The 25,142-nt window shown below is 60.9% G+C and carries 21 protein-coding genes and 1 other RNA gene; 12 read left to right on the top strand and 10 right to left on the bottom strand.

All coding sequences use genetic code 11. From position 1 onward, the window contains the following. Window positions 1-23 precede the first annotated feature (23 nt). Genes B472_RS12190 through B472_RS12180 form a run of 3 tightly spaced genes read left to right on the top strand, consistent with a single transcriptional unit; the run spans window position 24 to window position 2,870 of the window. On the top strand, window positions 24-1,214 hold the full coding sequence (locus tag B472_RS12190) for a hypothetical protein (RefSeq protein WP_019427687.1): 1,191 nt from the start codon (window positions 24-26) through the stop codon (window positions 1,212-1,214). After that, the gene (locus B472_RS12185; protein ID WP_116798672.1) at window positions 1,195-2,103 is read left to right on the top strand and encodes a metal ABC transporter solute-binding protein, Zn/Mn family; all 909 of its coding nucleotides are present in this window, start codon (window positions 1,195-1,197) and stop codon (window positions 2,101-2,103) included. Before B472_RS12190 ends, B472_RS12185 begins: the two co-directional genes overlap by 20 nt. Before the next feature lie 5 nt (window positions 2,104-2,108). Then, window positions 2,109-2,870, top strand: coding sequence for a metal ABC transporter permease (locus B472_RS12180; protein WP_019427685.1), 762 nt, complete (start codon window positions 2,109-2,111; stop codon window positions 2,868-2,870). On the opposite strand, the gene B472_RS12175 is transcribed toward B472_RS12180, so the two are convergent. The 3 genes from B472_RS12175 to B472_RS12165 are packed head-to-tail and all read right to left on the bottom strand — an operon-like array spanning window position 2,806 to window position 6,703. Beyond that, window positions 2,806-4,197, bottom strand: a complete 1,392-nt coding sequence (locus tag B472_RS12175) for a 3-deoxy-D-manno-octulosonic acid transferase (RefSeq protein WP_081504984.1) — start codon at window positions 4,195-4,197, stop codon at window positions 2,806-2,808. The genes B472_RS12180 and B472_RS12175 overlap by 65 nt on opposite strands. 6 nt (window positions 4,198-4,203) lie before the next feature. Then, entirely contained in the window at window positions 4,204-5,277 is a 1,074-nt protein-coding gene (locus B472_RS12170; RefSeq protein WP_019427683.1) for a glycosyltransferase family 4 protein, read from the bottom strand. A gap of 22 nt (window positions 5,278-5,299) precedes the next feature. Then, window positions 5,300-6,703 carry a phosphomannomutase/phosphoglucomutase gene (locus B472_RS12165; RefSeq protein ID WP_019427682.1) on the bottom strand — a complete coding sequence of 468 codons (1,404 nt, stop codon included), beginning with the start codon at window positions 6,701-6,703 and terminating at the stop codon, window positions 5,300-5,302. An 80-nt stretch (window positions 6,704-6,783) separates the two neighbouring features. Here B472_RS12165 and B472_RS12160 point away from each other — a divergent pair, with 80 nt between their 5' ends. Together B472_RS12160 and B472_RS12155 are read left to right on the top strand one after the other, a co-directional pair. Then, window positions 6,784-7,305, top strand: coding sequence for a methylated-DNA--[protein]-cysteine S-methyltransferase (locus B472_RS12160; protein ID WP_019427681.1), 522 nt, complete (start codon window positions 6,784-6,786; stop codon window positions 7,303-7,305). Further along, window positions 7,302-8,198: a DMT family transporter gene (locus B472_RS12155; RefSeq protein ID WP_019427680.1), complete on the top strand. Its 897-nt coding sequence runs from the start codon at window positions 7,302-7,304 to the stop codon at window positions 8,196-8,198. The genes B472_RS12160 and B472_RS12155 overlap by 4 nt, the downstream gene beginning before the upstream one ends. Here the strand turns inward: B472_RS12155 and B472_RS12150 are convergent. Then, complete coding sequence (locus B472_RS12150) at window positions 8,148-9,242, bottom strand: RNA methyltransferase (protein ID WP_116798671.1); 1,095 nt, start codon at window positions 9,240-9,242, stop codon at window positions 8,148-8,150. The genes B472_RS12155 and B472_RS12150 overlap by 51 nt on opposite strands. Before the next feature lie 18 nt (window positions 9,243-9,260). Continuing rightward, window positions 9,261-9,482 (bottom strand): SlyX family protein, encoded by a 222-nt coding sequence (locus tag B472_RS12145; RefSeq protein WP_019427678.1) that lies wholly within the window; start codon window positions 9,480-9,482, stop codon window positions 9,261-9,263. Between the two features lie 173 nt (window positions 9,483-9,655). Here B472_RS12145 and metK point away from each other — a divergent pair, with 173 nt between their 5' ends. Further along, window positions 9,656-10,837: a methionine adenosyltransferase gene (gene metK / locus B472_RS12140; protein ID WP_019427677.1), complete on the top strand. Its 1,182-nt coding sequence runs from the start codon at window positions 9,656-9,658 to the stop codon at window positions 10,835-10,837. Between the two features lie 82 nt (window positions 10,838-10,919). Here the strand turns inward: metK and B472_RS12135 are convergent, their stop codons facing one another. The 5 genes from B472_RS12135 to ompA form a co-directional block, all read right to left on the bottom strand. Beyond that, window positions 10,920-12,392 carry an amidase gene (locus B472_RS12135; protein ID WP_019427676.1) on the bottom strand — a complete coding sequence of 491 codons (1,473 nt, stop codon included), beginning with the start codon at window positions 12,390-12,392 and terminating at the stop codon, window positions 10,920-10,922. Window positions 12,393-12,564: 172 nt separating this feature from the next. Continuing rightward, window positions 12,565-12,941, bottom strand: a transfer-messenger RNA (tmRNA) gene (ssrA, locus tag B472_RS12130). A gap of 12 nt (window positions 12,942-12,953) precedes the next feature. Next, entirely contained in the window at window positions 12,954-13,619 is a 666-nt protein-coding gene (locus B472_RS12125) for an HAD family hydrolase (RefSeq protein WP_019427675.1), read from the bottom strand. Window positions 13,620-13,621: 2 nt separating this feature from the next. Further along, a complete protein-coding gene (gene ubiG, locus B472_RS12120) occupies window positions 13,622-14,332 on the bottom strand; it encodes a bifunctional 2-polyprenyl-6-hydroxyphenol methylase/3-demethylubiquinol 3-O-methyltransferase UbiG (protein WP_026039680.1) in 711 nt (236 codons plus the stop codon). 92 nt (window positions 14,333-14,424) lie between these two features. Beyond that, entirely contained in the window at window positions 14,425-15,099 is a 675-nt protein-coding gene (ompA, locus tag B472_RS12115; RefSeq protein ID WP_019427673.1) for an outer membrane protein OmpA, read from the bottom strand. 233 nt (window positions 15,100-15,332) lie between these two features. On the opposite strand from ompA, the gene gyrA reads away from it, so the two are divergent. The 6 genes from gyrA to rpsA all read left to right on the top strand — a co-directional run bounded on the left by gyrA (window position 15,333) and on the right by rpsA (window position 25,038). Next, window positions 15,333-18,008 (top strand): DNA gyrase subunit A, encoded by a 2,676-nt coding sequence (gene gyrA, locus B472_RS12110; protein WP_019427672.1) that lies wholly within the window; start codon window positions 15,333-15,335, stop codon window positions 18,006-18,008. 3 nt (window positions 18,009-18,011) lie between these two features. After that, a complete protein-coding gene (serC, locus tag B472_RS12105; protein ID WP_019427671.1) occupies window positions 18,012-19,103 on the top strand; it encodes a 3-phosphoserine/phosphohydroxythreonine transaminase in 1,092 nt (363 codons plus the stop codon). A gap of 27 nt (window positions 19,104-19,130) precedes the next feature. After that, complete coding sequence (pheA, locus tag B472_RS12100; RefSeq protein WP_019427670.1) at window positions 19,131-20,231, top strand: prephenate dehydratase; 1,101 nt, start codon at window positions 19,131-19,133, stop codon at window positions 20,229-20,231. 18 nt (window positions 20,232-20,249) lie between these two features. Beyond that, complete coding sequence (locus B472_RS12095) at window positions 20,250-21,146, top strand: prephenate dehydrogenase/arogenate dehydrogenase family protein (RefSeq protein WP_019427669.1); 897 nt, start codon at window positions 20,250-20,252, stop codon at window positions 21,144-21,146. A 3-nt stretch (window positions 21,147-21,149) separates the two neighbouring features. Next, window positions 21,150-23,141: a bifunctional 3-phosphoshikimate 1-carboxyvinyltransferase/cytidylate kinase gene (locus tag B472_RS12090; RefSeq protein WP_019427668.1), complete on the top strand. Its 1,992-nt coding sequence runs from the start codon at window positions 21,150-21,152 to the stop codon at window positions 23,139-23,141. Window positions 23,142-23,358: 217 nt separating this feature from the next. Further along, a complete protein-coding gene (rpsA, locus tag B472_RS12085) occupies window positions 23,359-25,038 on the top strand; it encodes a 30S ribosomal protein S1 (protein ID WP_019427667.1) in 1,680 nt (559 codons plus the stop codon). The last annotated feature ends 104 nt before the right edge of the window (window positions 25,039-25,142 follow it).

Genomic DNA, 25,142 nt, shown 5'->3' with positions numbered 1-25,142 from the left:
CAACTTTTGATGAGCGCCAATCCATGACCGCTAAAAACCCACTGATCGCCCTTTCAGCCCTCGCTGGGGCGCTGAGCGCTGTGCCAATGAGCACCTGGGCCCAAAAAACCCCACCCCCTGAGCGCTGGCAAGCCGGCGTGGTCTTGGATGCCGCCAGCACCTCACGGGGCTTGGAACTGGGCGCGCGCGACCAAGGTGTGGGCCTGGGCCACAGCGATGTGCTCTTGCGCGGCGCCTTCAATGAGCACCTGAGTGGCGAGGCGATCCTGGGCTTTCACAGTGCTGACCGCAAACTGGAGCACCACCTTGAAAACGCTTGGGTGCAAACCCGCAGCCTGCCCCAAGGGCTTCAGGTCCGGGCCGGTCGCTTTGCTTCGCAAATTGGTTACCTCAATGAGCTGCACCCGCACACCGACGAATTTGCCGAGCGGCCCTTGCTGTACCGGGCCTTTTTGGGAGGGCACTGGTACGACGACGGCCTGCGCATGAACTGGACCGCCCCCACGCCTTTTTACTTGCGCTTGGGCGCCGAGGTGTTTGGGGGCAAAAAACTGGTGCCTCAAGCCATGGCCGAATCAGGCAACCGCGTCACCACTTTGAACCTGAAAGTGGGCAATGACATTGGTCGCAACAGCAGCTGGCAATGGGGCTTGTCCGCCTTGAACAACCAGCGCGTCGCCCCTTTGGCCGAGCACGAGGAACCGGGCCATGGCCATGCCCACAACCACAGCCATGCGGCCCGATTCACCGGCCAAAGAATGCAGGTCAGCGATTTGGTCTGGAAGTGGTCGCCCCAGGGCAACAACCGCAACCAGCAAGTGCGCGTGAACTGGGAATACGCCCAAGTCAGCCGCATCCACCCACTGCTCGACCCGGCCCTCAAGCACACCGCCTCGTCCTTGGGTGCTGTGTGGCGCTTTCATCCCGCCTGGGAAGTGGGGGTGCGCACCGACTTGGCACGGGTGAACAAAGCTGAGTTGCATCACGATGAAGATCACGGCGATGAAGTGAAAGCCTCTCAGGGCCGTTTGAAAGAAAATGCCATCATGTTGGCCTACAAACCCTCTCACCAACAAACGCTTCGTCTGCAGCTGACCCAGCAAAAAGCCCGAAATGGCGATGCAGACCATGCCGTTTTTGGCAACCCAGCCAAGCGCAGCATTCAGTTGCAGTATGTGGTGGCCTTCGGTGCCCATGGTGCGCACGCTTACTAAGCTGGCCCTGTCCCTGGCCATCACTCTGGCCCAAGGACACGCGCTGGCCCTCACGGTGTTCGCGTGCGAACCCGAATGGGCCGCCTTGACCCACAGCTTGCTGCCCAGCGCCAAGGTCTACAGCGCCACACACCACCTGCAAGACCCTCACCACATCGAAGCCCGTCCCTCGCTGATCGCCCAATTGCGCAATGCCGACATGGCGGTTTGCACCGGGGCCGAACTCGAAGCAGGCTGGCTGCCGATGTTGCAGGCCAAGGCCAGCAACCCCAAAATCCAAAATGGCCAACCCGGCATGTTTTATGCCGCCGACCACGTCACCTTGGTGAACCCCTACAAAGGCAAGGTCACGCCTTATTCTGGCGATGTGCATGTGCTGGGCAACCCGCATGTGCACGCCGACCCCCGTCGCTTGATGGCAGTGGCACGCGCCTTGGCCCCCAGACTCGCAGCCATCGTCCCGGCAGAAAAAGCGCGCATCGATCGGCAGCTCCAGCAATTCGAAACGACCTTGACCGACAAAATCCAAGCTTGGGAGCAATTGGCCAAACCCTTGCGGGGCCGGTCTGTGGTGACGCAGCACGCCAACTTTGGCTACCTTTGGCTTTGGTTGGGCCTCACCCCAGTGGCCGACCTAGAACCCAAACCCGGTGTGCCGCCCACGCCCGCCCACCTGGCGCGAACGCTGGAACTGAGCCGAGCTGCCCCCCCCATGGCCATCGTGATCGCCCAACACCACGACCCCCGTCCGGCCCAATGGCTGAGCGGCCAGTTGGGGACGCCTCAAAAAATGGTCGTTCTACCGGCCACCGTCACCAGCGATGGACCTGAGGCCTTGTTCGCCTGGTTTGACCTGATGGTCAACCGCTTGGTGCAGGTGGCGCCTTGATCTCGATGCAGGCCTGGCTTGCGCTGCCGATGCTGGCCCTGTTGGGCGGGTTGTTGGCGCTGTCGCCTTTGGGCAGCCAAGTGCTGCGACGCGGCGTGGTGTTCATTGATTTGGCGGTGGCACAAGCTGCCGCCGCGGCGGTCATCGGCATCCATTTCGTGCTGCATCTGGAATCTGTTTGGCTCGATCAACTGGCCGCCACCGCAGGCGCACTGTTCGTGAGCCTGGCCATTGCCGGCATCACCCGGCGCTGGCCCGCCCAGCGCGAAGCCCTGATCGGCTTGCTGTATGTGGCGGGCGCCTGCCTGGCCATGTTGGGTGCCAGCGCGCACCCGCATGGCAAAGAAAAACTGATGCAACTGCTGGCCGCCGATGTGCTGTGGGTCAACGCCCCCAGCGTGCTGGCCCTGGTGTTGTGCGCGGCTCTGGTGGGCTGGCTGCGCCAGACCCGCTGGCTGGCGAACGACAACGCGTTCTATGCCCTGTTTGCTGTGGTGACGAGTCTGGCGGTGCCTGCACTGGGTTTGTTTTTGGTCTTCAGCTGCTTGATCGCACCGGCGTTGTGGATCGAAAGAGGCATGCGCCAATGGGCCGCTGTGGTGGCGGCCTGGGCAGCCGCCTTGTTGGGTTTGTCGGTGTCTTGGTGGCTGGACACGCCCAGCGGCCCCAGCATCGCCCTCAGCCTGACGCTGTGGGGCGTGCTCAGTTTGTGGGTGACGCCCAAGCCTCTTCAGCACCCTGACCCCCAGAATCCCCAAAAGCCATGATGGCCTGCGCGTAACGGTCGGCCGCACCCCGGCTTTGCGCCACCATTTGCAAACCTTGTTGCTTGGCCCGGGCCAAGTCAGCCGCATGCGTTGACCAAACCAAAACCTGGTCCAAGGCGGCATCCATGTCGGCCACGCGGCTTGCCGCGCCCGCGTTTTCAGCCCACTCTGCAGCTTGCGCAAAATTGAAAGTGTGCGGACCCATGATCACAGGGCACCCGAAAGCGGCCGCCTCGATCAGGTTTTGCCCACCCAAGGGTTTGAAACTGCCGCCCAGCAAGGCCATGTCGGCCGCCTGAAAATACACCGGCATCTCGCCCACACTGTCGCCCAAAAAAACCTCTGCTTGGACCGCAGCCTGGGGCCAAACGCCATCGTCCAGCAACAAGCTGCTGCGCCTGAACACGGCCATGCCGCTGGCTTTGAGAACCGCGTGAACTTCTTCAAAGCGCTGCGGGTGGCGGGGCACCAACAGCCACAGCACACCGGCGTCGCGCAAAGCTTGTTCGCGCTCGGGCTTGGCCGCCAGCGCGTCCAGCCACTCGGCTTCTTCACCCTCGCGGGTGCTCGCCAGCATGACCACCGGCCGAGGGCGACCACCCAGCGTCCAGTGCGACCGCCAAAACTGCGCTTGCACCAGCGCCTGCGGTTGGTCTTGCACATCGAACTTGAGGTTGCCCAACACGCCCTCGATGCTGGCCCCCAAAGAACTCAGGCCTTGGGCGTCGGCCTCTGACTGCGCCCAGACCCCACTCAAACCCCGATAAGCAGGTCCGGACAACCAAGACCAGCGCTGCGCCGAACGCTGCGAGGCAAGGTTCAGCCGCGCATTGACCAAGAACAATGGCACCCGGGCTTGCTGGCAGGCTTGCACCATGACCGGCCAGACTTCGGTTTCCATCAGCACCCCCCAAGCAGGTTGGTGTTGTTGCAAAAAAAGTTGTGTAGCCTGAGGTGTGTCCCACGGAAACCAGACCTGCACATCGCCCTGTTGCAACAGGCTTTGTCCCTGCGCCCAGCCTGTGGCTGTGCTGTGGGTCAAGACCAAACGCATGCCAGGCCAGCGCTGGCGCAAGGCCTCGATCAACAAAGCGGCTGCACGGGTTTCGCCCAAAGACACCGCATGCACCCACACAGCACCGGGCAACAAAGCCGGGCTGTCATAGCGGCCCAAACGTTGCGGCACTTGGTGCAAGTAGCCCGGTTCTTGCTGCCCTCGCCGCTGCAGCTTGCGCATCAAGAAAGGCTGCAGCGAGCGCATGAACTGGCCATAAAGCCACAAGGTGCAGCGCTCAAACCAACGCAGGGGCATGGATGAACGAGACATCTCGGCTTAAGGCTGGGCAAACAGCTGCGCGTACACGCGGCCAATGCCCTCGGCCTCTTGGGCCAAAGAAAATTGCGCCAACACGCGCTGACGCGCCGCCTGCCCCATGCGCAGCGCTTGTTCGCGGTCAGACAAGACCCGCAAGACCGCTTGCGCCAGACCGGGGGCGTCGCCCGTGTCCACCATCTCGCCCGTCAAACCCGGGATGCTGAGTTGGTCAAACGCCCCCGTGCGCGAGCACACCAAAGCGCACTCGGTGGCTGCCGCCTCGAAGGGGGTGAGGCCAAAAGGCTCATAGCGCGGGCAGGCCACACACAAGAGGCAGCGCTGGTACCACAGGTGCACCTGCCCCGCAGGCACTTCGCCCAAAAAGACAATGCGCTCTGTCAGCCCTGCAGCCGCAATCTTGGCCTTGAGCGCGTCTTGGTAAGCCTGGTGTTTGGGCTGGGCCAGGCCGGCGATCACGGCCGTAGCGCCAGGCAGGTGAGGCAAGGCCTCGATCATCGCGTCGACGAACACATCGCTGCCTTTGTCGGGCCTGACCCGACCGAACACCCCAATGCCGTACTCGCCCGGCAATCCGGCATCTTTCCAGGCCGTGCGTTTATCGGGCGGCGGTGAAAAACGCGACAAGTCGATGCCATGTGGCACCACCGCCGTGGTGTTGGGCACAAAAGAAGCCGCCAATGGGGTGGTCGAGATGACCGCATCCATTTTGGAAATCAACCACCGTGGAAACGCGCCGTGCAAATGTTGCGCAGCCGAGGTGAACACCAGTTTGATGGGCAGGCCCAGCACATCGCGCGCAAAAATCGCCGCCATCATTTCCGGGTCGCGGCGTACATGCCAAATGCGAAACGCACGGCCCTCTGGCGGCTTTCGCGACAAGCGAATCGCTTCGCGCAAACCCATGCCATCGATGCCGTTGGACATGCGCGTGCCGCAAAAACCCAAGCGCCACTGATGCGCCTGCAAAGGCACCAGCGCATTGATGGTGGCCGACACCCCGGTGTAACGCTCTTTGAGGTTGAAGACGATGACCTCTGGGTCTGGGCTGAGCACGGCGTTGGCGGGATTCATGCTGGGCTTTCTCTGAGCGCGTTCAGTGCGCCGCAGCCTGAATCTGCGCGTCGGGCTTGACCGAGCGCAACAGCGCCAGCATGTCGGCCTTGATGCGGTGCAGGGCCTCGGGGGTTTGCCCCTCAAAGCGCAGCACCAACACGGGTGTGGTGTTGGACGCCCGAATCAGGCCAAACCCATCAGGCCAGTCCACGCGCAGGCCATCGATGTCGCACACCTGGGCCGGCGCACTGAAGGCATTGGCGGCCTGGGCCTGCAAGGCGCGGGTCACACTGTGCGGCTCGCCTTCGGCGCAGACCACGTTCAACTCGGGCGTGCTGAAGCTGGTGGGCAAAGCATGGAGCACCACATTGGCATCGGGCGCGCGGCTGACGATCTCCAGCAAACGGCAACCTGCATAAGTGCCGTCGTCAAAGCCGTACCAGCGCTCTTTGAAAAAGATGTGGCCGCTCATCTCGCCCCCCAAAGGCGCTTGGCCACCCGCGGCTTCGATGGCCCGCATCTGGGCCTTGATGAGCGAATGGCCGGTTTTGTACATCAGCGGCTGGCCGCCTGCGGCCTCGATGGCCGGCGCCAAGCGCTGCGAGCACTTCACATCAAACAAGATGGTGCCGCCCGGCACGCGGCTGAGCACGTCTTGCGCGAACAGCTGCATCTGGCGGTCGGGGTAAATGTTGTGGCCATCGGCCGTGACGATGCCTAAGCGGTCGCCGTCGCCGTCAAAGGCCAAACCCAACTCGGCGCCCGAGGTTTTCAGGGCATGCATCAGGTCTTGCAGGTTTTCAGGCTTGCTTGGGTCGGGGTGGTGGTTTGGAAAGTTGCCGTCCACTTCGCTGAACAGCTCAATCACCTCGCAGCCCAAGGCCCGGAAGATGCCCGGGGCCGAAGCCCCCGCAATGCCGTTGCCCGAATCGATCACGATCTTCATCGGACGGGACAAACGGATGTCACCCACGATGCGTTGGGTGTAGTCGGCCAGCACGTCTTGGTGCGTCACGCCCCCACCGCCCTGCAGCTGCCAGGTTTCGGCTTCCATCATTTGGCGCAACAACTGGATTTCGTCGCCATAAATGGCGCGTCCGCCCAGCACCATCTTGAAGCCGTTGTAGTCCTTGGGGTTGTGGCTGCCCGTGACCTGGATGCCGCTTTGGCAGAAAGTGCTGGCTGCAAAGTACAACATGGGCGTGGTGGCCAGGCCAATGTCGATCACCTGAATGCCTGCGGCCACCAAGCCGCGAACGAGCGCTGCCGACAAAGAAGGGCCGCTCAGGCGGCCATCGCGCCCCACAGCCACGGTGGTTTGGCCTTGCGCCAATGCGTGCGTGCCAAACGCCTTGCCCAGGCCTTCCGCCACGGCTTCGTTCAGGGTGGACGGCACCACACCACGGATGTCATAGGCTTTGAAAATGGAGGGGGTGATTTGCATGCGCTGCGCCTGACTGAGGGCCAGGGTGGCCCGGTTGATTCTTTCAACAGATTGTAGGCGGGCCGCGCTAACATCCCCCCATGATTCATACACTGCGCACTGACAGCCCCTTGGGACCCATCACTTTGGCGGCCAGCGCTCTGGGTCTGTGCGGTGTGTGGTTTGACAACCAAAAACACGGGCCCACCGAAGCCCAGCGCCAACAATGGACCGAGGAAGCACAACACCCCGTGTTGCAAAGCGCCGCCGCCCATGTACAGGCTCATCTGAGTGGGCAGGCTTTGCCATGGCCTGGCCCACTCGATTTGTCGGCGGGCACGGCCTTCCAACAATCGGTCTGGCGGGCTTTGCTGCACATCCCGGCGGGGCAAAGCCAAACCTATGGCGATTTGGCCAGGCAGCTGGGCAAGCCCCTGGCGGTCCGGGCCGTTGGAGCGGCTGTGGGGCGCAACCCGGTGAGCATCTTGGTGCCTTGCCACCGCGTCATGGGGGCAGGCGGTCAACTCACCGGCTATGCGGGCGGGCTGTGGCGCAAACAAGCGCTTTTGAAGCTGGAAGGCCATGCCTTTGCCCAACGCGCCTCTGCCCTGTTTTCTGAATGAACGCGACCCCAACCCGCGCCTGGCTGGCCGACTTCTTGATGCTGGCCGCCATCTGGGGGGCTTCTTTCATGTTCATGCGCTTGGCCGCCCTGGATCTGGGCGCCCTGCCCACGGCCGCCATGCGCGTGGCCATCGCTGCCTTGTTTTTGCTGCCCCTGTTGGTGGCCAAGGGCCATTGGCCTGTCTTGCGTCAGCATTGGCGAACCGTGTTTGCGGTGGGGCTGCTCAACAGCGCCATCCCGTTTGCCTTGTATGCCTTTGCGGTCATGCACATCAGCACCGGTTTGTCGGCCATCTTGAACGCCACGGTGCCGCTGTTTGGGGCGCTGGTGGCTTGGCTATGGCTCCGAGACCGACCCAGCCTGTCGCGCACCGTCGGGTTGGCCATTGGCTTTGGTGGCGTGGTGCTGCTGGTCGGTGGGCAGGCCAGTTTCAAGCCAAATGCCTCGGGCGTGGCCCCCGTGTGGGCGGTGCTGGCATGTTTGTTGGCCACCACCTGCTATGCCTTCTCGGCCAGCTTCACCAAAAAGCACCTGCCCAGCATGCCGCCCTTGGTGGCAGCCACCGGCAGTCAAATGGGTGCCACGCTCGCTCTGGCTTTGCCAGCGCTGTGGTTTCGCCCAGACCACATGCCCTCGGCTGCGTCTTGGGGTGCTTTGCTGGTCTTGGGTGTGGTGTGCACCGGCATTGCCTACGTGGTTTATTTCCGGCTGATCGAACGCGCAGGCCCGGCGCGCGCCTTGACGGTGACCTTTTTGATCCCGGTCTTCGCACTGGTTTACGGTGTGATTTTGCTGGGCGAGCAAATCACCCCCTGGATGCTGGGCTGCGGGGCCGTGGTTTTATTGGGCACGGCCCTGTCGAGCGGCTTGGTCAAGCTGCCGGGGCGCTAACGCGGGGGTGAAGCGGGGCTGAATGACCACACGCTGCTCCCGCTGCAACACATCCCTGGCCCTGAGTTGCCCACAGCCCCCATCCACATCTTGGCCCGCTGACTGGCGCAGTTTGGTCAACACGCCACGCTGGTGCAGGGTTCGGGCAATGGCCGCCGCCTTCTCCCAAGTGGGGCGAGCAAAAGGCAAATCGGGCACCGCGTTGTAAGGGATCATGTTCATCAGCGCGTACTTGCCTTTCAGCAAACGCACGATGCCCTCGACCTCTTCATCGCTGTCGTTCACCCCTTCGATCAAAGTCCACTGGTACTGGACCGGGTAACCCGTGGCACGCGCATACACCTCGCCCGCCTCTGCCAAATCCTGCGGATCAAATCGCGGGGCACGCGGCAGCAGTTGCGCCCGCAAGTCAGCGCGGGTGCTGTGCAGCGACAAGGCCAAGGCAGGCTTGACGCGGCCTTGTGGCAAACGCTCAAACACCCGCACATCGCCCACCGTAGAAAACACCAAATTCTTGTGCCCAATGTTGCCCAACGTGCCCAGCAAGTCGATGGCTTCCATCACAGCATCCAGGTTGTGCGAAGGCTCACCCATGCCCATGAAGACCACTTTTTTCACCGGTCTGAGCGTGCGGGCCAGCGCCACTTGCGCCACGATCTCGGCGCTGCCCACCTGCCGGATCAGGCCTTCGCGCCCGGTCATGCAAAACACGCAACCGACTGCGCAGCCCACTTGGCTTGAAACACACAAGCCGTCTCGTGGCAGCAGCACGCTTTCTACGGTTTGGCCATCTTGCAGGCCCACCAACAAGCGGGCCGAACCGTCTTGCCCCGGATGCTGCTCGCGCAAAGTGGCCAAGCCGGCCAGCGTTTGGCTGAGCGCTGGCAAAGCCTCGCGCACGGCAGTGGGCATGAAGCTGTGCAGTGGCCTGCGTCCGCTGTCTTGCGCTTTGGCTTGGGCCCACAAACGCAGCACACGTTGTTCGTGCAGGGCGTTGGCACCCAAAGCGCGCAAGTGGTCGCGAATGTTTTGAACGCTGTGCATGGCCGTCATCAACCGCTTTCAGTAATGCGGTGGAATTTCGTCACGCGGGTTGCGCGTCTCGGCACCCCCACCGGATTCAGGCAGGCGGTCACGCAGCTGGCGCAGCTCTTGAATGAGCGCATCGATGTGTTGCTGTTGGCGGTACACCTGGGCGTTGAGCTGGTCCAGCAGGTCTTCGGTAAAGCCCGCCTTGATCTCCAGCTCGACCAAACGGTTTTCAATGGGGGTTGGAATGTCCATGCCGCATATTGGACCCGAAATTGCAAGGTTTAGGGCTTCTTTTATAATTTGAGTTCGCCGAGTTATCTGAACTACTTGCAGGGCGATTCATAAATTCTGCTAAAGCGTTCGCCAGGCTCCAAAGTTAAAGGGTCGGCAACGCCGAAATCCACTTTAACCAAGGAGCTTTTTTCATGTCTCAGAACTTCCTCTTCACCTCGGAATCCGTCTCCGAAGGCCACCCCGACAAGGTCGCCGACCAGATTTCTGACGCGATCCTCGACGCCATTTTTGCGCAAGACCCACGCAGCCGCGTGGCCGCCGAAACCCTGACCAACACCGGTTTGGTGGTCTTGGCCGGTGAGATCACCACCAACGCGCACGTGGACTACATCCAGGTCGCCCGCGACACCATCAAGCGCATCGGCTACGACAACACCGACTACGGCATCGACTACAAAGGCTGCGCTGTGATGGTTTGCTACGACAAGCAATCCAACGACATCGCACAGGGCGTGGACCACGCCTCAGACGACCACCTCAACATCGGCGCCGGCGACCAAGGCCTGATGTTCGGCTACGCCTGCTCTGAAACGCCTGAGCTGATGCCCGCGCCCATTTATTACGCACACCGTCTGGTTGAGCGCCAAGCCCAACTGCGCAAAGACGGCCGCCTGCCTTTCTTGCGCCCCGACGCCAAGAGCCAAGTGACCATGCGCTATGTGGACGGCAAGCCCCACAGCATCGACACCGTGGTGCTGTCCACCCAGCACAGCCCCGACCAGTCGGAAACATCGACCAAGATGAAAGCCAGCTTCACCGAAGCCATCATCGAAGAAATCATCAAGCCTGTGCTGCCCAAAGAGTGGCTGCAAGACACCAAGTATTTGATCAACCCCACAGGCCGTTTCGTCATTGGCGGCCCCCAGGGCGATTGCGGCCTCACGGGCCGTAAGATCATTGTGGACACCTACGGCGGCGCCTGCCCGCACGGTGGTGGCGCGTTCTCGGGCAAGGACCCTTCCAAGGTTGACCGTTCTGCCGCTTATGCTGCGCGTTATGTGGCCAAGAACATCGTCGCTGCTGGCTTGGCCACCAAGTGCCAAATCCAGGTGGCTTACGCCATCGGCGTGGCACGCCCCATGAACATCACGGTAAACACCGAAGGCACAGGCGTGATTTCCGACGACCAACTGGCCGCTTTGGTGGCCGAGCACTTTGACCTGCGCCCCAAGGGCATCATCCAGATGCTGGACCTGCTGCGCCCCATCTACAGCAAGACCGCTGCCTATGGCCACTTTGGCCGCGACGAGCCCGACTTCACCTGGGAGCGCACCGACCGCGCTGCTGCACTGAAGGCCGCTGCCGGCCGCTGAGCTTTCTGCCCTCTCGGGGGCTCATGCACCGGTCAATAAAACGGCCAATGAAGCCACTCCACGTTTCGTGGAGTGGCTTTTTTCATGCCTCTGGCGTGTGGCAGACATGCACCTGGGGCACGCGACCCGCATGCCACTGACCACCCAGCGCCCGCTCGATCTGCGCTGCCAATTGCAGCAGCACCCCGTCGTTGGCCTGTTGGGCCTGTGCATGGATGCCCAATGGCAAACCGTTTTGCTGTGTGGCCATGGGCAAAGAGATGCCGGGCATGCCGCACAAATTGGTCAAGGGGGTGTAGGCGAAATTGCGCCAGAGGTTGGCAAACCAATCGAGCACGCTGGGGTTGTCACTGGTGGTCAGGTATTCGGTGGTGCCCAACTTGGGCGTGGGCACAGCGGTGATGGGCGTGAGAATGATGTCCCAGTCTTGAAAAAACCGACCAAACGCCCGCGAGGTGGTATTGAACACCGCCTGCATGCGGGCCCGCTCGGTGAAGGTGGTGTTCAGGCCCATCTCCCAGATCTGGATGTTGATCGGTTCAACCAGCCCCTCCGGCGGACGCGTCAGGCCCCTTGGGGCCAGCAAGTTGGAGATGGTCTGCGCAAAATTGCTGATGTAGCAAGTGGTCTGCGCCTCAAATGCCGCCCGAAAATCCACCTCGGGCAAGGCCCAATCGACCTGGTGGCCCAAGCCCTCCAGAAAACGCCCTACACGCTGCAGCTCATCCACAAAATGCGGCACCGCCCGGTACTCTCCCCACTCGTGCGACAGCGCAATGCGCAGACGCGGCGGGTCACGCTGAATCAAGGCGCTGTAAGGCTCTGGCGGCATCCAGTAGGGCATGAACTCGCCCGGCGCACCGCCGCGGCAATGGTCCACGAAAGCGGCCGTGTCGCGCACCGTGCGGCTTTGACAGCCCTGGGTGGACACCAAACCGGTCAAGTCAGACGCCGCTGGCGCGATAGAAAACACCCCGCGCGAGGGCTTCAAACCGATGTTGCCATTGGCCCCCGCCGGAATGCGGATCGAGCCGCCGCCATCGGTGGCGTGCGACAGCGGCAGCACGCCTGCGGCCAGCGCCACCGCCGTGCCCGCGGAAGAGCCGTAACTGGTGTATTCAGGGTTCCAAGGGTTGCGCGTGACATAGACCGCCGGGTTTTCGGCCGAACTGCACACCCCAAACTCTGGCGTGGTGGTGCGGCCCATGATGTTCAGGCCGGCTTTGCGCATTTTCGAGGTGAGGAAAGTGTCGGCCGTTGCGCGGTTGCCGCGCATCATCAAGGAGCCCATTTCCTGCAAGCGCCCCTTCATCGTGGGCCCCAGGTCCTTCATGAAAAAAGGCACACCGGCAAAAGGCCCTGCCGGGTTCATCCCGTCTTTGAGCGGGTCGGCCACCACATCGTCAAACACCTCGACCACCGCATGGACCGCCGGGTTGATTTTGGCCGCCCCCGCCGCGGCCTGTGCGGCCAATTCAGCGGGCGTCACATCGCCACGGCGCACCCGCTCGGCCAAGCCCACCGCGTCGTGCTGAACCCATTCGTGCCAATTCATTGCCAAAGTCATTGCGGCCCTCCTTGCCTGATGGGTCTATTGTTCCGTTTGGGCGCATTCAACTTGGTGCCTAAGGCGACTGGCGCTTGCCAGCGCTCTCCTGGACTTGTCGTTTGTCTGAAATTGATCAGGCAAAAAAAAGCCAACCTGTGAAAGTTGGCTTTTTGCGGTTTGGTGGAGCTGGGGGGATTTGAACCCCCGTCCATAAGCCTTTTTCGTACAGTTCTACATGTGTAGTCGTCTGATTTGAGTCTCGCCAAATGAACCGCGCAGCGACACGCTGAACACCCAGCCAGCACCCTTTTTTCTCACACCACCTCAAGGTACCCGAGGTGGTGCCAGCCCATATGTTTTACCTTGCAGCCTGGACGGTCTTGCGACCGCCCTTGCCCAGCCTATCGGCCAACTGTTGCAAGGCTCACCGGATTAAGCGGCGAGTGCGAAACGTTCGTCGTTTGCAGTTAGTTTTTTTTCCGAAGATTAACGAGGATCAGAACCTCGACATGCCCTGCCACGCGTCCGAACCCATGTCGAAACCAGTGCAGCCCCTCAAGACCTATTTTAGGCGCTCTTGAGAAATTTCAAGAGGTCGATGGGCGAATCAATGTGCAAATGGGCGTTCCAACGCGAAAAATCGCTCTGTTGACCCAAATAACCGTAGGTAGCGGCCACGGTGCCCATGCCCGCGGCCAGGCCCGCGACGATGTCACGCTCGTCGTCGCCCACGTACACACATTGCGCCGGGTCTATCGACAAACGCCGTGCGGCCTCGAACAAAGGCTCGGGGTGCGGTTTGGCGTGGGGTGTGGTGTTGCCGCTGACGATGGCACCGGCCGTGGCAAACAAAGGCATGGCTGCGGTCAAGGGGTCGGTGAATCGGCTGGATTTGTTGGTGACCACGCCCCAAGGAATGCCGAGTGCCACCAATTGGGCGATCATGTCGACCACGCCATCGAAGATGCGGGTGCGCTCGGTCATGCAGTTTTCGTAGGTGACGAAAAACTCTTCTTTCATGGCCTCGAAGTCGGGGTGTTCGGGTGTCATGCCAAAAGCAAGGCCCAGCATGCCGCGGGCTCCGGCGCCGGCCATGGGCCGGTAGTGCTCGAGTGGAAGGGACGGCAACCCGCGTGCCACACGCATTTGGTCCACTGCGGCGCCCAGGTCAGGCGCGCTGTCAATGAGGGTGCCATCCAGATCAAACAAGACGGCTTGTGCGCTTTGGAACATGGTCAGGCTTTCCGGCAGGCCAGCAGATAGTTCACGCTGGTGTCTTGGCTCAGCCAATAGCGCTTGGTGAAAGGGTTGTAGGCCATGCCTTTGAAGCCTTGGGCGTCCAGCCCGGCTTCACGCGCCCAAGCGGTGAGTTCGCTGGGTTTGATCAGGCGGGCAAATTCATGGGTGCCTTTGGGCAGCAAGTTGAGGATGTATTCGGCCCCGACGATCGCAAACAAAAAGGACTTGGGGTTGCGGTTGAGCGTGGAAAAGAACACCCAGCCGCCAGGCTTGACCATTTGGGCACAGGCCCTGACCACAGCGGCGGGGTCAGGCACATGTTCGAGCATTTCCATGCAGGTGACCACGTCAAACTGTGCGGGCTGTTCAGCCGCCAGGGCCTCGGCGCTGGATTCGCGGTATTGCAAACCTTGGGTGCCCGCTTCGAGCGCGTGCAATTGCGCCACTTTGAGCGACTTGGTGGCCAGATCAATGCCCAGCACCTGCGCCCCTTTGCGCGCCATGGCATCGGCCAAAATACCGCCGCCGCAACCAACGTCCACCACCTTCAAACCGTTCAAGGGCACCAAGCCGTTGATCCACTCCAGGCGCAGCGGGTTGATCTGGTGCAGGGGACGGAATTCGCTTTCGGGGTCCCACCAACGGTGGGCCAGGTCAGAAAACTTGGCCAGTTCGGCCGGATCGACGTTGGAAGTGCTTGTAGTCATGGGGTCTGATTGTCGGTGAACAGGCCTCAGGCCATGAACGACAGACGAAAAAAAGCCCCATTGCTGGGGCTTTTTGGCCATCCGGTGAAGGATCAGCGGTTAGGGCGTGTGCCGACCACTTCGATTTCAACGCGGCGGTTCTTGGAACGGCCAGCGGCTGTTTTGTTGTCAGCAACGGCTTGCTTCTCGCCTTTGCCTTCGGTGTAAACGCGGTTCTTTTCGATGCCCTTGGTCACCAAGTAAGCCTTGACAGCGTCAGCACGCTTGACCGACAGCTTCTGGTTGTAAGCATCGGAGCCCACGGAGTCGGTGTGACCCACAGCGATGATGACTTCCAGGTTGATGCCCTTGACCTTGCCAACCAGATCATCCAGCTTGGCTTTGCCTTCGGCCTTCAGAACGGACTTGTCGAAGTCAAAGAACGCGTCAGCGGCGAAAGTGACCTTGGTGGCTGCTGCGGGTGGCAGAGCTGGAGCAGCTGGGCGAGGTGCAGGTGCTGGAGCAGCAGCTGGAGCTGGAGCTGGACGTGCAGCAGGCGCTGGAGCGGCGGCCGGTGCAGGAGCTGCCTTAGGAGCCACGATGGCGCCGTCGCAACCCGTGCCAGCAGTGGCGGGTGTCCAGCTGGCATTGCGCCAGCATTGTTCGTTGGTACCGTTTTTCCAAACCGTGCCAGCGCTGTCGCGCCAGTTGTCAACAGTTTGTGCGCCAGCGGCGGTTGCGAGAGCTGCGGAGGCCAACAACATCGCCACTTTGTTCAGTTTCTTCATGGTCTTCCTCTTAGGGGATAAAGCCGCAGACTCGCTGCGTGAAAAGGACGCATCAAATGACCGTCATCTGATGCGTTGAGTTTTATTGTGCCATAGACCATGCACGCGTCTGTCAATTGGAAGACTGAGCCTAAAGCTCTCTTTCAAATGCAGCACAAATGTTGCATGGACGCCACAGTGCCATGCAACTAAAATGATCGCTTTCCATAGCGTCACTTTCCCCCCCTCTATATATGACTCAGTTCGCCAAAGAAACACTGCCCATCAGTCTGGAAGAGGAAATGCGGCGCAGCTACCTCGATTACGCCATGAGCGTGATCGTCGGTCGTGCCTTGCCTGATGCGCGCGACGGCCTCAAACCCGTGCACCGCAGGGTCTTGTTCGCCATGCACGAGCTGAACAACGACTGGAACCGCCCCTACAAGAAGTCGGCCCGTATCGTGGGTGACGTGATCGGTAAATACCACCCGCACGGCGACCAGTCGGTGTACGACACCATCGTGCGCATGGCGCAGGACTTTTCCATGCGCCACATGCTGGTGGATGGCCAGGGCAACTTCGGCTCGGTGGACGGCGACAACGCTGCGGCCATGCGTTACACCGAAATCCGTCTGGCCAAAATCGCCCACGAAATGCTGGGCGACATCGACAAGGAAACCGTTGATTTCGGCCCCAACTACGATGGCTCCGAAAAAGAACCCCTGGTCCTGCCCTCGCGCCTGCCCAACTTGCTGATCAACGGTTCTGGCGGTATCGCGGTCGGTATGGCCACGAACATCCCGCCGCACAACCTGAACGAAGTGGTGGACGCTTGCTTGCATTTGCTGCGCAACCCCGAAGCCTCGATCGACGAACTGATGGAGATCGTGCCCGCGCCAGACTTCCCGACAGGCGCCATCATTTACGGCATGACCGGCGTCAAGGACGGCTACCGCACAGGTCGGGGCCGAGTGGTCATGCGGGCCAAGTGCCACTTCGAGGACATCGACAAAGGCCAACGCCAATGCATCGTGGTCGATGAGTTGCCCTACCAGGTCAACAAAAAGACCTTGCAAGAACGCATGGCCGAGCTGGTGCACGAGAAGAAAATCGAAGACATCAGCCACATCCAGGACGAGTCCGACAAGTCCGGCATGCGCTTGGTGATTGAGCTCAAGCGTGGCGCGGTGCCCGAAGTGGTGCTGAACAACTTGTACAAGCAGACCCAGCTGCAAGACACCTTTGGCATGAACATGGTGGCCTTGATCGACGGCCAGCCCAAGCTGTGCAACCTGAAAGACCTGATTCAGGTCTTCTTGCAGCACCGCCGCGAAGTGGTGACACGCCGCACGGTGTTCGAGCTGCGCAAAGCGCGTGACCGTGGCCATGTGCTCGAGGGCTTGGCCGTGGCTTTGGCCAACATCGACGACTTCATCGCCATCATCCGCGGCGCACCCACGCCACCCGTGGCCAAGGCCGAACTGATGACCCGCGCCTGGGACAGCCAGATGGTGCGCACCATGCTGACCCGCGCCCGTGACGATGGCTCGGTGGTCAATGCCGACGATTACCGCCCAGAAGGCTTGGAGCGCGAATACGGTCTGGGCCAGGACGGGCTGTACCGTTTGTCGGACACACAAGCGCAAGAGATTTTGCAGATGCGTCTGCAGCGCTTGACCGGGCTGGAGCAAGACAAAATCGTGGCCGAGTACAAAGAGGTCATGTCCGAGATCGAAGACCTGCTGGACATCTTGGCCAAGCCAGAGCGCGTCTCCACCATCATCAGCGACGAGTTGGGCACGGTGCGCCAGGAATTTGGCCAAACCAAGATCGGCGCACGCCGCAGCGAGATCGAGCACAGTGCGCAAGACCTGTCCACCGAAGACCTGATCACGCCCACCGACATGGTGGTGACCTTGTCACACAGCGGCTACATCAAGAGCCAGCCACTGAGCGAGTACCGCTCGCAAAAGCGCGGTGGCCGTGGCAAGCAAGCCGCCGCCACCAAAGAAGACGACTGGATCGACCAGCTGTTCATCGCCAACACGCACGACTATTTGCTGTGCTTCTCTAACCGGGGCCGTTTGTACTGGTTGAAAGTTTGGGAAGTGCCCGCAGGCTCGCGTGGCTCACGCGGCCGCCCGATCGTCAACATGTTTCCGCTGCAAGAGGGCGAAAAAATCAACGTGGTCTTGGCCTTGACGGGCGAAGCCCGGACCTTCCCCGAAAACCAATATGTGTTCATGGCCACTTCCATGGGTACGGTCAAGAAGACTTCGCTGGACGAATTTTCAAACCCCCGCAAAGGCGGCATCATTGCTGTCAACTTGGACGAAGGCGACTTTTTGATTGGTGCAGCCCTCACGGACGGCAAGCACGATGTGATGCTGTTCAGCGACGGCGGCAAAGCTGTGCGCTTTGACGAAAACGATGTGCGCCCATTGGGCCGAAGTGCCCGCGGCGTGCGCGGCATGATGATCGAAGACCACCAGAGCGTGATCGCCATGTTGGTGTCGGAGCAAGAAAAACCCGATGCGCCCGCAGAAGAGACCAAAGCCCGCGCCAGCGTGCTGACGGCCACAGAAAACGGCTACGGCAAACGCACCAGCATCACCGAATACACCCGCCACGGCCGTGGCACCAAAGGCATGATTGCCATCCAGCAGTCTGAGCGCAATGGCAAAGTCGTGGCCGCCACTTTGGTGCAAGCCGATGATGAGATCATGCTGATCACCGATACCGGTGTTTTGGTGCGTACCCGCGTGTCTGAAATTCGCGAATTGGGTCGCGCCACACAAGGCGTGACTTTGATTGGTCTGGACGAAGGCGCCAAGCTGTCTGGCTTGCAACGCATCGTGGAAAACGACGCGAATGCGGCTGAGGGCGATGCCGAAGCCCCAACGGACGACAGCGCACCTGCAGCGGAATAAGTGATGGGGCGCGCTTTCAACTTCTCGGCGGGTCCCGCCGTCATGCCCGAGGCTGTGCTGCAGCAAGCCGCTGCTGAGATGCTGGACTGGCATGGCTCGGGAATGAGCGTGATGGAGATGAGCCACCGCGGCAAGGAGTTCATCAGCATTTACGAGCAGGCCGAAGCCGACCTGCGCGCGTTGCTGGCCGTGCCCACCCATTTCAAAATTTTGTTCATGCAAGGCGGCGGACTGGCCGAAAACGCCATCGTGCCCTTGAACCTGTCGCAAGGCGGGGCGATGGACTTTGTGCTCACGGGCAGTTGGAGCCAAAAATCGCTCAAAGAAGCGGGCAAATACGGGCCAGCCCGCGTGGCTGCCAGTGCCCAAACCGATGGGTTCACCACCCTACCGGCTCCTGCCACCTGGCAGATCGGCGCGGACAGCCGCTACGTTCACATTTGCGGCAACGAAACCATCCACGGCGTGGAGTTTCATGAACTGCCGGACCTCAAAGCTCTGGGTTGTGACGCCCCGCTGGTGGTCGATTTTTCTTCCCATGTGGCCTCGCGCCCGGTGGATTGGTCGCGTGTGGGCCTGGCATTTGGTGGTGCGCAAAAGAATTTGGGCCCTGCGGGTCTGACCTTGGTCATCGTGCGCGAAGACCTGATCGGGCATGCACTGCCCCATTGCCCCAGTGCCTTTGATTACAAACTGGTGAACGACAACCAGTCGATGTACAACACCCCGCCAACTTACAGCATTTACATCGCAGGCTTGGTGTTCCAGTGGCTCAAACAACACGGCGGCATCGCTGCCATGGCGCAACGCAACGTCGCCAAGGCCCAACTGCTGTATGACTTTCTGGACAGCTCCAGCTTGTTTGAAAACCGTGTGGCCAAAGACTGCCGATCGCGCATGAACGTGCCTTTTTTTTTGCGCGACGAATCGCGCAACGACGCATTTCTAGCGGGTGCCAAAGCGGCCAACTTGCTGCAACTCAAGGGCCACAAGTCGGTGGGTGGCATGCGGGCCAGCATCTACAACGCCATGCCCCTCGAAGGCGTGCAGGCCTTGGTCGCGTACATGCGCGAATTTGAAAAAACACAGGCCTGAAGCCGGCCCTCTGAAAGACTTGCGGACATGAGCCAACAACCCATTCAGTCGGACGCCCTGGGCGCTTTGCGTGTCCAGATTGACGCGCTGGACAAGCAACTGCTGCAACTGCTCAACCAACGCGCGCATGTGGCCGAAAAAGTGGGGGAGATCAAACGCGCCGAAGGCTCGCCTTTCTTCCGGCCTGATCGCGTGGCACAGGTCATCGACAAGATCACCCAAGCCAACCCCGGGCCTCTTAAAAACGAACACGTCGCCTCCATCTGGCGCGAGATCATGTCGGCTTGCCTGGCGCTTGAAGCCCCGCAACGCGTGGCAGTCCTCGGGCCTCAGGGCACGTTTTGCGAACAGGCCGCCATCGAATTTTTTGGCAGTGCTGCCAACTTGATTTACTGCGCCAATTTTGACGAGGTCTTCCACGCCACCGCTGCAGGCTCGGCCCAATATGGCGTGGTCGGCATGGAGAACTCCACCGAAGGCGTGGTCGCACGTTCGCTCGATTTGTTCTTGCGCTCGCCCGTGCATGTGGTGGGCGAAGTCAGTCTTCAGGTGCGCTTCAATTTGCTGCGACAAGTCAATTCAGATGCCAACATCGAAGTGGTGATGGCCCACCCCCAAGCGCTGGCCCAATGCCAAGGCTGGCTGTCCAAGCACCTGCCGCATGTGGAGCGCCGGGCCGTATCCAGCAACGCCGAAGGGGCCCGCTTGGCGGCCACCAACCCCGCTTGGGCCGCCTTGGCCAGCGAACGTGCCGCCAGCCAATTTGGCTTGCACATCGTGCACCACGCCATCCAAGACGAAGCCTTCAACCGCACGCGCTTTGCCGTGATCAGTTTGCCCCAGACGCTGGCCACACCTCCGGCTTCGGGCAAAGACTGCACCAGCCTGGTGGTGTCGGTGCCCAACCGCCCAGGTGCGGTGCACGATTTGTTGGTGCCACTCAAAAACAACGGCGTGTCCATGACCCGCTTTGAGTCGCGCCCGGCCAAATCGGGCCAATGGGAGTATTACTTCTACATCGACTTGCAAGGCCACATCAGCGAGCCCCATGTGGCTGCGGCCCTGCAAGAGTTGCAAGGCCTGTGCGCTTTCTACAAGGTGCTGGGTTCTTACCCCATCTCGGAATGACGCCCGAGTGAACACGCCGTGAACTTCCAACGCCTGGCCCTGATTGGTTGCGGCCTGATGGGCGGCTCGTTTGCGCTCGCCTTGCGTCAAGCGGGCTTGGTGCAGCACATCACCGGTTTCAGCGCGTCCGAAAAAACCCGTCAACGCGCCGTCGAGCTGCGTGTCATCGACCAAGCCTGCAGCAGCGTTGCCGAGGCGGTGTTGGGTGCTGATTTGGTTTTGTTGGCGGTGCCCGTGGGGGCGATGCACAGCAGCTTTGTTGCGCTGCGCGACAGCCTTTCACCGACAGCCTTGCTGATGGACGTAGGCTCCACCAAATGCGATGTGATCGCAGCGGCAAAATCCGCTTTGGGCGAGCGCCTCCATTGCTTGGTGCCCGCGCACCCCATAGCAGGCAAAGAAGTGGCGGGCATTGATCACGCCGAAGGCACGCTTTACCAAGAGCGCCGCACCATCCTCACGCCTTTGCCGCAAAACACGATTCGCCAAATACAAACGGCAAGCGCGCTATGGACCGCCATCGGCAGCCATGTGAGCCACATGACACCTGAGGCGCACGACGCCACTTTTGCGGCGGTCAGCCACCTGCCTCATTTGCTGGCCTTTGCGGCCGTGAATGCGCTCACGGCGCAGCCCCAAGGTGCTGCGTTTTTGGAGATGGCGGGGCCAGGCTTTCGAGATTTCTCCCGCATCGCCGCCTCCGATGCCTCGGTCTGGCGCGACATTTTGAGCGCCAACAAGTCAGAAGTGCTCTCGCAAATGGCGCACTATCGCGCCGCACTCGACCAGTTTGAAAACGCCTTGAAATCCAACGACACCGCCGAGCTGCGTCACCTGATTCAACTGGCCAGCGATGTGCGCTCGGCGTGGACCTTGCAGGCAGGCAACGCTTGCAACACCACTTCTGAAGACTGACCCATGTTCTCCACCGCATTCCTTGACATCCCAGCGCTGCAAGGCGCATCCGGCACCGTCACCCTGCCCGGCTCCAAAAGTATCTCGAACCGCGTGCTGCTGCTCTCGGCGCTGTGCCAAGGCACCACCGTGGTCCATGATCTGTTGGACTCGGACGACACCCAAGTCATGCTGGCCGCGCTGCGCCAGTTGGGCTGCGGCGTTCAGGTGAATGGCACCACGGTGACCATCACCGGTTTGGGTGGACGCGCTTGGCCCACCGATGCGATTGAATTTTTCATGGGCAATGCGGGCACAGCCATGCGCCCACTCACGGCTGCGCTGGCGGTGCATGGCGGGGACTTCACGCTCAAGGGTGTGCCGCGCATGCACGAGCGGCCCATTGGCGATCTGGTGGATGCCTTGCGTGAATTGGGCTGCGCCATCGACTATTTGGGCAACGATGGCTACCCACCGTTGCGCGTGCGCCAACCCTCACTTCAGCTGGACAAGCCCATCCCCGTGCGCGGGGATGTGTCCAGCCAGTTCCTCACTGCACTTTTGATGGCATTGCCTTTGGCGGCCAGCGACCGCGCCATCACCATCGAGGTGGTGGGCGAACTCATCAGCAAGCCCTACATCGAGATCACGCTCAACCTGCTGGCACGCTACGGCATCGCGGTTGAACGCCAAGGCTGGGAACGTTTTGTGATTCCCGCTGGCAGCCGCTACCAGTCACCCGGCAGCATCCACGTCGAGGCCGATGCGTCGTCAGCCAGCTACTTCATCGCACTCGGCGCCATGGCCCAAGGTGAGGGCATCCGCATCCAAGGGGTGGGCGCAGACTCGATCCAGGGCGATATCCGTTTCATGGACGCCGCCGCCCAAATGGGCGCAAAGATCGCCAGCGGCCCCAACTGGCTTGAAATCCAACGCGGAGCCTGGCCTCTGAAGGGCATCACGCTCGACTGCAACCACATTCCCGACGCGGCCATGACCTTGGCCGTGATGGCGCTGTATGCCGACGGGCCCACCACCCTGCGCAACATCGCCAGCTGGCGCGTGAAAGAAACCGACCGCATCGCGGCCATGGCCACCGAAAGCCGCAAGCTGGGCGCCACCGTCGAAGAAGGCCCGGACTGGATCACCATCCACCCCCTTGCGCCAGGCCAGTGGCAACGTGCCAGCATCCACACCTACGACGACCACCGCGTGGCCATGTGCTTCTCGCTGGCAGCCTTCAACGCCGACCAGATTCCGGTGCGCATCGAAGACCCCAAGTGCGTGGCCAAGACCTTCCCCGACTACTTCGAAGCTTTGTTCTCGGTGGCGCACACGTCAGCCCCCAGTATTCCGGTGATCTGCATCGATGGCCCCACCGCCTCGGGCAAAGGCACACTGGCCAGCCGTGTGGCCACTGCTTTGGGTTACCACTACCTGGACTCGGGTGCGCTTTACCGCGTCACGGCCCACGCTGCTTTGCAAGCAGGCCTCACGCTGGAAGCCGCTGATGAAGCGAAGATCGCTGACCTGGCCCGCAGCCTGCCCGTGCGCTTTGAAGGTGAGCAGGTTTTGCTGAACAAGCTGGATGTGACCGATGCCATCCGCAGCGAGCAAGGCGGCATGAACGCTTCCAAAGTCTCCGTCTTGCCCGCCGTGCGAGAGGCCTTGGTCGATCTGCAACACAGTTTTCAGCGTCTGCCAGGGCTGCTGGCAGACGGCCGCGACATGGGCACGGTGATCTTCCCGAACGCGCCCTTGAAGGTGTTTTTGACCGCCAGCGCCGCCAAACGTGCTGAAAGACGGCATAAGCAGTTGATTTTGAAGGGTTTTTCGGCTAATATCGACACTCTTCGCGCTGACTTGGAAGCACGCGACGCTCGGGACATGTCCCGCAGCGTGGCGCCCCTCAAGCCGGCACAAGATGCCTTGCAACTGGACAACTCGTCCTTGACCATCGAAGACTCGGTGGAACAGGTGATGGTCTGGTGGCAAAGTCGGCAGGTTTTCGGTTAACCAACCTGAGTTGATCGACCGAACACGGCCACCCCAGCTTGCCCTGAGCAGGCTGAATTGAAGCTCCACCCGGCTCTCTTCGTGCAGCTTGCACACTGGCCTGGTGGTTTTTGACAAACCAACCGCGGCTCACGCCGCAAACCAATCGCCACTGTCAGCTCCTGGAAACGACGCATGTCGCGCTCGTCAGTCCTGAATTTGTGGATGAGGAAATACCATGTCTGAATCATTTGCCGCCCTGTTCGAAGAATCACTGACGCGCACCGAAATGCGCCCAGGTGAAGTCATCACCGCTGAAGTCGTGCGCATCGAGCACAACTTTGTGGTGGTCAACGCGGGTCTCAAGTCCGAGTCCTACGTTCCCCTCGAAGAATTCAAGAACGACCAGGGCGAAATCGAAGTCCAAGTGGGTGACTTCGTTTCTGTGGCCATCGGCTCCATCGAAAACGGCTACGGCGACACCATCTTGTCCCGCGACACCGCCAAGCGTTTGGCTTCTTGGATGTCTTTGGAAAAAGCCCTGGAATCCGGCGAGTTCGTCACTGGCGTGACCAGCGGCAAAGTCAAAGGCGGCCTGACCGTTTTGGTCAATGGCATCCGCGCTTTCTTGCCCGGCTCTTTGGTCGACACACGTCCCACCAAAGACCTGTCACCCTATGAGAACAAGACCTTGGAATTCAAGGTCATCAAGCTCGACCGCAAGCGCAACAACGTCGTGTTGTCACGCCGCGCTGTGGTGGAAGCTTCTATGGGCGAAGAGCGCGCCAAGCTGATGGAAACCTTGCGCGAAGGCTCCATCGTTCACGGTGTGGTCAAGAACATCACCGAATACGGTGCGTTCGTGGACTTGGGCGGCATCGATGGTTTGCTGCACATCACCGACATGGCATGGCGCCGTGTCCGTCACCCTTCCGAAGTGGTCACGGCCGGTCAAGAAATCACCGCCAAGATCCTCAAGTTCGACACCGAAAAGAACCGCGTGTCCTTGGGCCTCAAGCAAATGGGCGACGACCCATGGATGGGCGTGAACCGCCGCTACCCACAAAGCACCCGCATGTTCGGCAAGATCACCAACATCGCCGACTACGGCGCGTTTGTGGAACTCGAACCCGGCATCGAAGGCTTGGTGCACGTGTCTGAAATGGACTGGACCAACAAGAACGTGGCGCCTTCCAAGATCGTGGCTTTGGGCGACGAAGTCGAAGTCATGGTCCTGGAGATCGACGAAGACAAGCGCCGCATCAGCTTGGGCATGAAGCAGTGCCGTGCTAACCCATGGCAAGAGTTTGCTCAGAACACCAAGCGCGGCGACCGCGTCAAGGGCCCGATCAAGTCGATCACCGACTTCGGCGTGTTCGTGGGCTTGGCTGCCGGCATCGACGGCTTGGTGCACTTGTCTGACCTGTCTTGGAACGAAACCGGCGAAAACGCCGTGCGCGAGTTCAAGAAGGGTCAAGAAGTCGAGGCCTTGGTCTTGGCTGTGGACGTGGACCGCGAGCGCATCAGCTTGGGCATCAAACAGCTCGACTCCGATCCTTTCACCACCTTCGTGTCGATCAACGACAAAGGCCAAACCGTTACCGGCAAGGTCAAGACTGTGGATGCCAAGGGCGCTGAAATCGACCTGGGCGAAGACATCATCGGCTACCTGCGCGTCAGCGAAATCTCGCGTGACCGCGTGGAAGATGCCAGCCACGTGTTGAAAGTTGGCGACGAAGTGACCGCTGTGGTGGTGAATGTGGATCGCAAGACCCGCAACATCCAGTTGTCGATCAAAGCCAAAGACGCTGTGGACCAACAAGAAGCCATGGCTTCTTTGTCGAGCCAAGCCAAGAGCGAAAACGCTGGCACGACCAGCCTGGGCGCATTGTTGCGTGCCAAGCTCGACAACAACTGATCTTTTTGATCTGAAGACGCTTGCTGTCTGAAAAGCCTGCCCCTGTCATGGGGGCAGGCTTTTTTCAGATCGGTGCTTGGCCCCGGCAAGTGACTCGAACAACG

The organism is Limnohabitans sp. Rim28, from assembly GCF_000293865.2.
Lineage (GTDB): Bacteria > Pseudomonadota > Gammaproteobacteria > Burkholderiales > Burkholderiaceae_C > Limnohabitans_A.
Note: the sequence above shows the minus strand (reverse complement) of the source record. Positions and strands in the feature narration are given on the sequence as shown.

What these genes read in the sequence shown, in the direction of transcription:
- B472_RS12165 (WP_019427682.1), bottom strand. Translation starts at nt 6,703, where the DNA reads ATGCAAATCACCCCCTCCATTTTCAAAGCCTATGACATCCGTGGTGTG.
- B472_RS12150 (WP_116798671.1), bottom strand. Translation starts at nt 9,242, where the DNA reads ATGCACAGCGTTCAAAACATTCGCGACCACTTGCGCGCTTTGGGTGCC.
- B472_RS12175 (WP_081504984.1), bottom strand. Translation starts at nt 4,197, where the DNA reads ATGTCTCGTTCATCCATGCCCCTGCGTTGGTTTGAGCGCTGCACCTTG.
- B472_RS12170 (WP_019427683.1), bottom strand. Translation starts at nt 5,277, where the DNA reads ATGAATCCCGCCAACGCCGTGCTCAGCCCAGACCCAGAGGTCATCGTC.
- gyrA (WP_019427672.1), top strand. Translation starts at nt 15,333, where the DNA reads ATGACTCAGTTCGCCAAAGAAACACTGCCCATCAGTCTGGAAGAGGAA.
- pheA (WP_019427670.1), top strand. Translation starts at nt 19,131, where the DNA reads ATGAGCCAACAACCCATTCAGTCGGACGCCCTGGGCGCTTTGCGTGTC.
- metK (WP_019427677.1), top strand. Translation starts at nt 9,656, where the DNA reads ATGTCTCAGAACTTCCTCTTCACCTCGGAATCCGTCTCCGAAGGCCAC.
- ompA (WP_019427673.1), bottom strand. Translation starts at nt 15,099, where the DNA reads ATGAAGAAACTGAACAAAGTGGCGATGTTGTTGGCCTCCGCAGCTCTC.
- B472_RS12180 (WP_019427685.1), top strand. Translation starts at nt 2,109, where the DNA reads ATGCAGGCCTGGCTTGCGCTGCCGATGCTGGCCCTGTTGGGCGGGTTG.
- B472_RS12125 (WP_019427675.1), bottom strand. Translation starts at nt 13,619, where the DNA reads ATGTTCCAAAGCGCACAAGCCGTCTTGTTTGATCTGGATGGCACCCTC.
- serC (WP_019427671.1), top strand. Translation starts at nt 18,012, where the DNA reads ATGGGGCGCGCTTTCAACTTCTCGGCGGGTCCCGCCGTCATGCCCGAG.
- B472_RS12160 (WP_019427681.1), top strand. Translation starts at nt 6,784, where the DNA reads ATGATTCATACACTGCGCACTGACAGCCCCTTGGGACCCATCACTTTG.
- B472_RS12090 (WP_019427668.1), top strand. Translation starts at nt 21,150, where the DNA reads ATGTTCTCCACCGCATTCCTTGACATCCCAGCGCTGCAAGGCGCATCC.
- B472_RS12190 (WP_019427687.1), top strand. Translation starts at nt 24, where the DNA reads ATGACCGCTAAAAACCCACTGATCGCCCTTTCAGCCCTCGCTGGGGCG.
- B472_RS12185 (WP_116798672.1), top strand. Translation starts at nt 1,195, where the DNA reads ATGGTGCGCACGCTTACTAAGCTGGCCCTGTCCCTGGCCATCACTCTG.
- rpsA (WP_019427667.1), top strand. Translation starts at nt 23,359, where the DNA reads ATGTCTGAATCATTTGCCGCCCTGTTCGAAGAATCACTGACGCGCACC.
- ubiG (WP_026039680.1), bottom strand. Translation starts at nt 14,332, where the DNA reads ATGACTACAAGCACTTCCAACGTCGATCCGGCCGAACTGGCCAAGTTT.
- B472_RS12135 (WP_019427676.1), bottom strand. Translation starts at nt 12,392, where the DNA reads ATGAATTGGCACGAATGGGTTCAGCACGACGCGGTGGGCTTGGCCGAG.
- B472_RS12145 (WP_019427678.1), bottom strand. Translation starts at nt 9,482, where the DNA reads ATGGACATTCCAACCCCCATTGAAAACCGTTTGGTCGAGCTGGAGATC.
- B472_RS12155 (WP_019427680.1), top strand. Translation starts at nt 7,302, where the DNA reads ATGAACGCGACCCCAACCCGCGCCTGGCTGGCCGACTTCTTGATGCTG.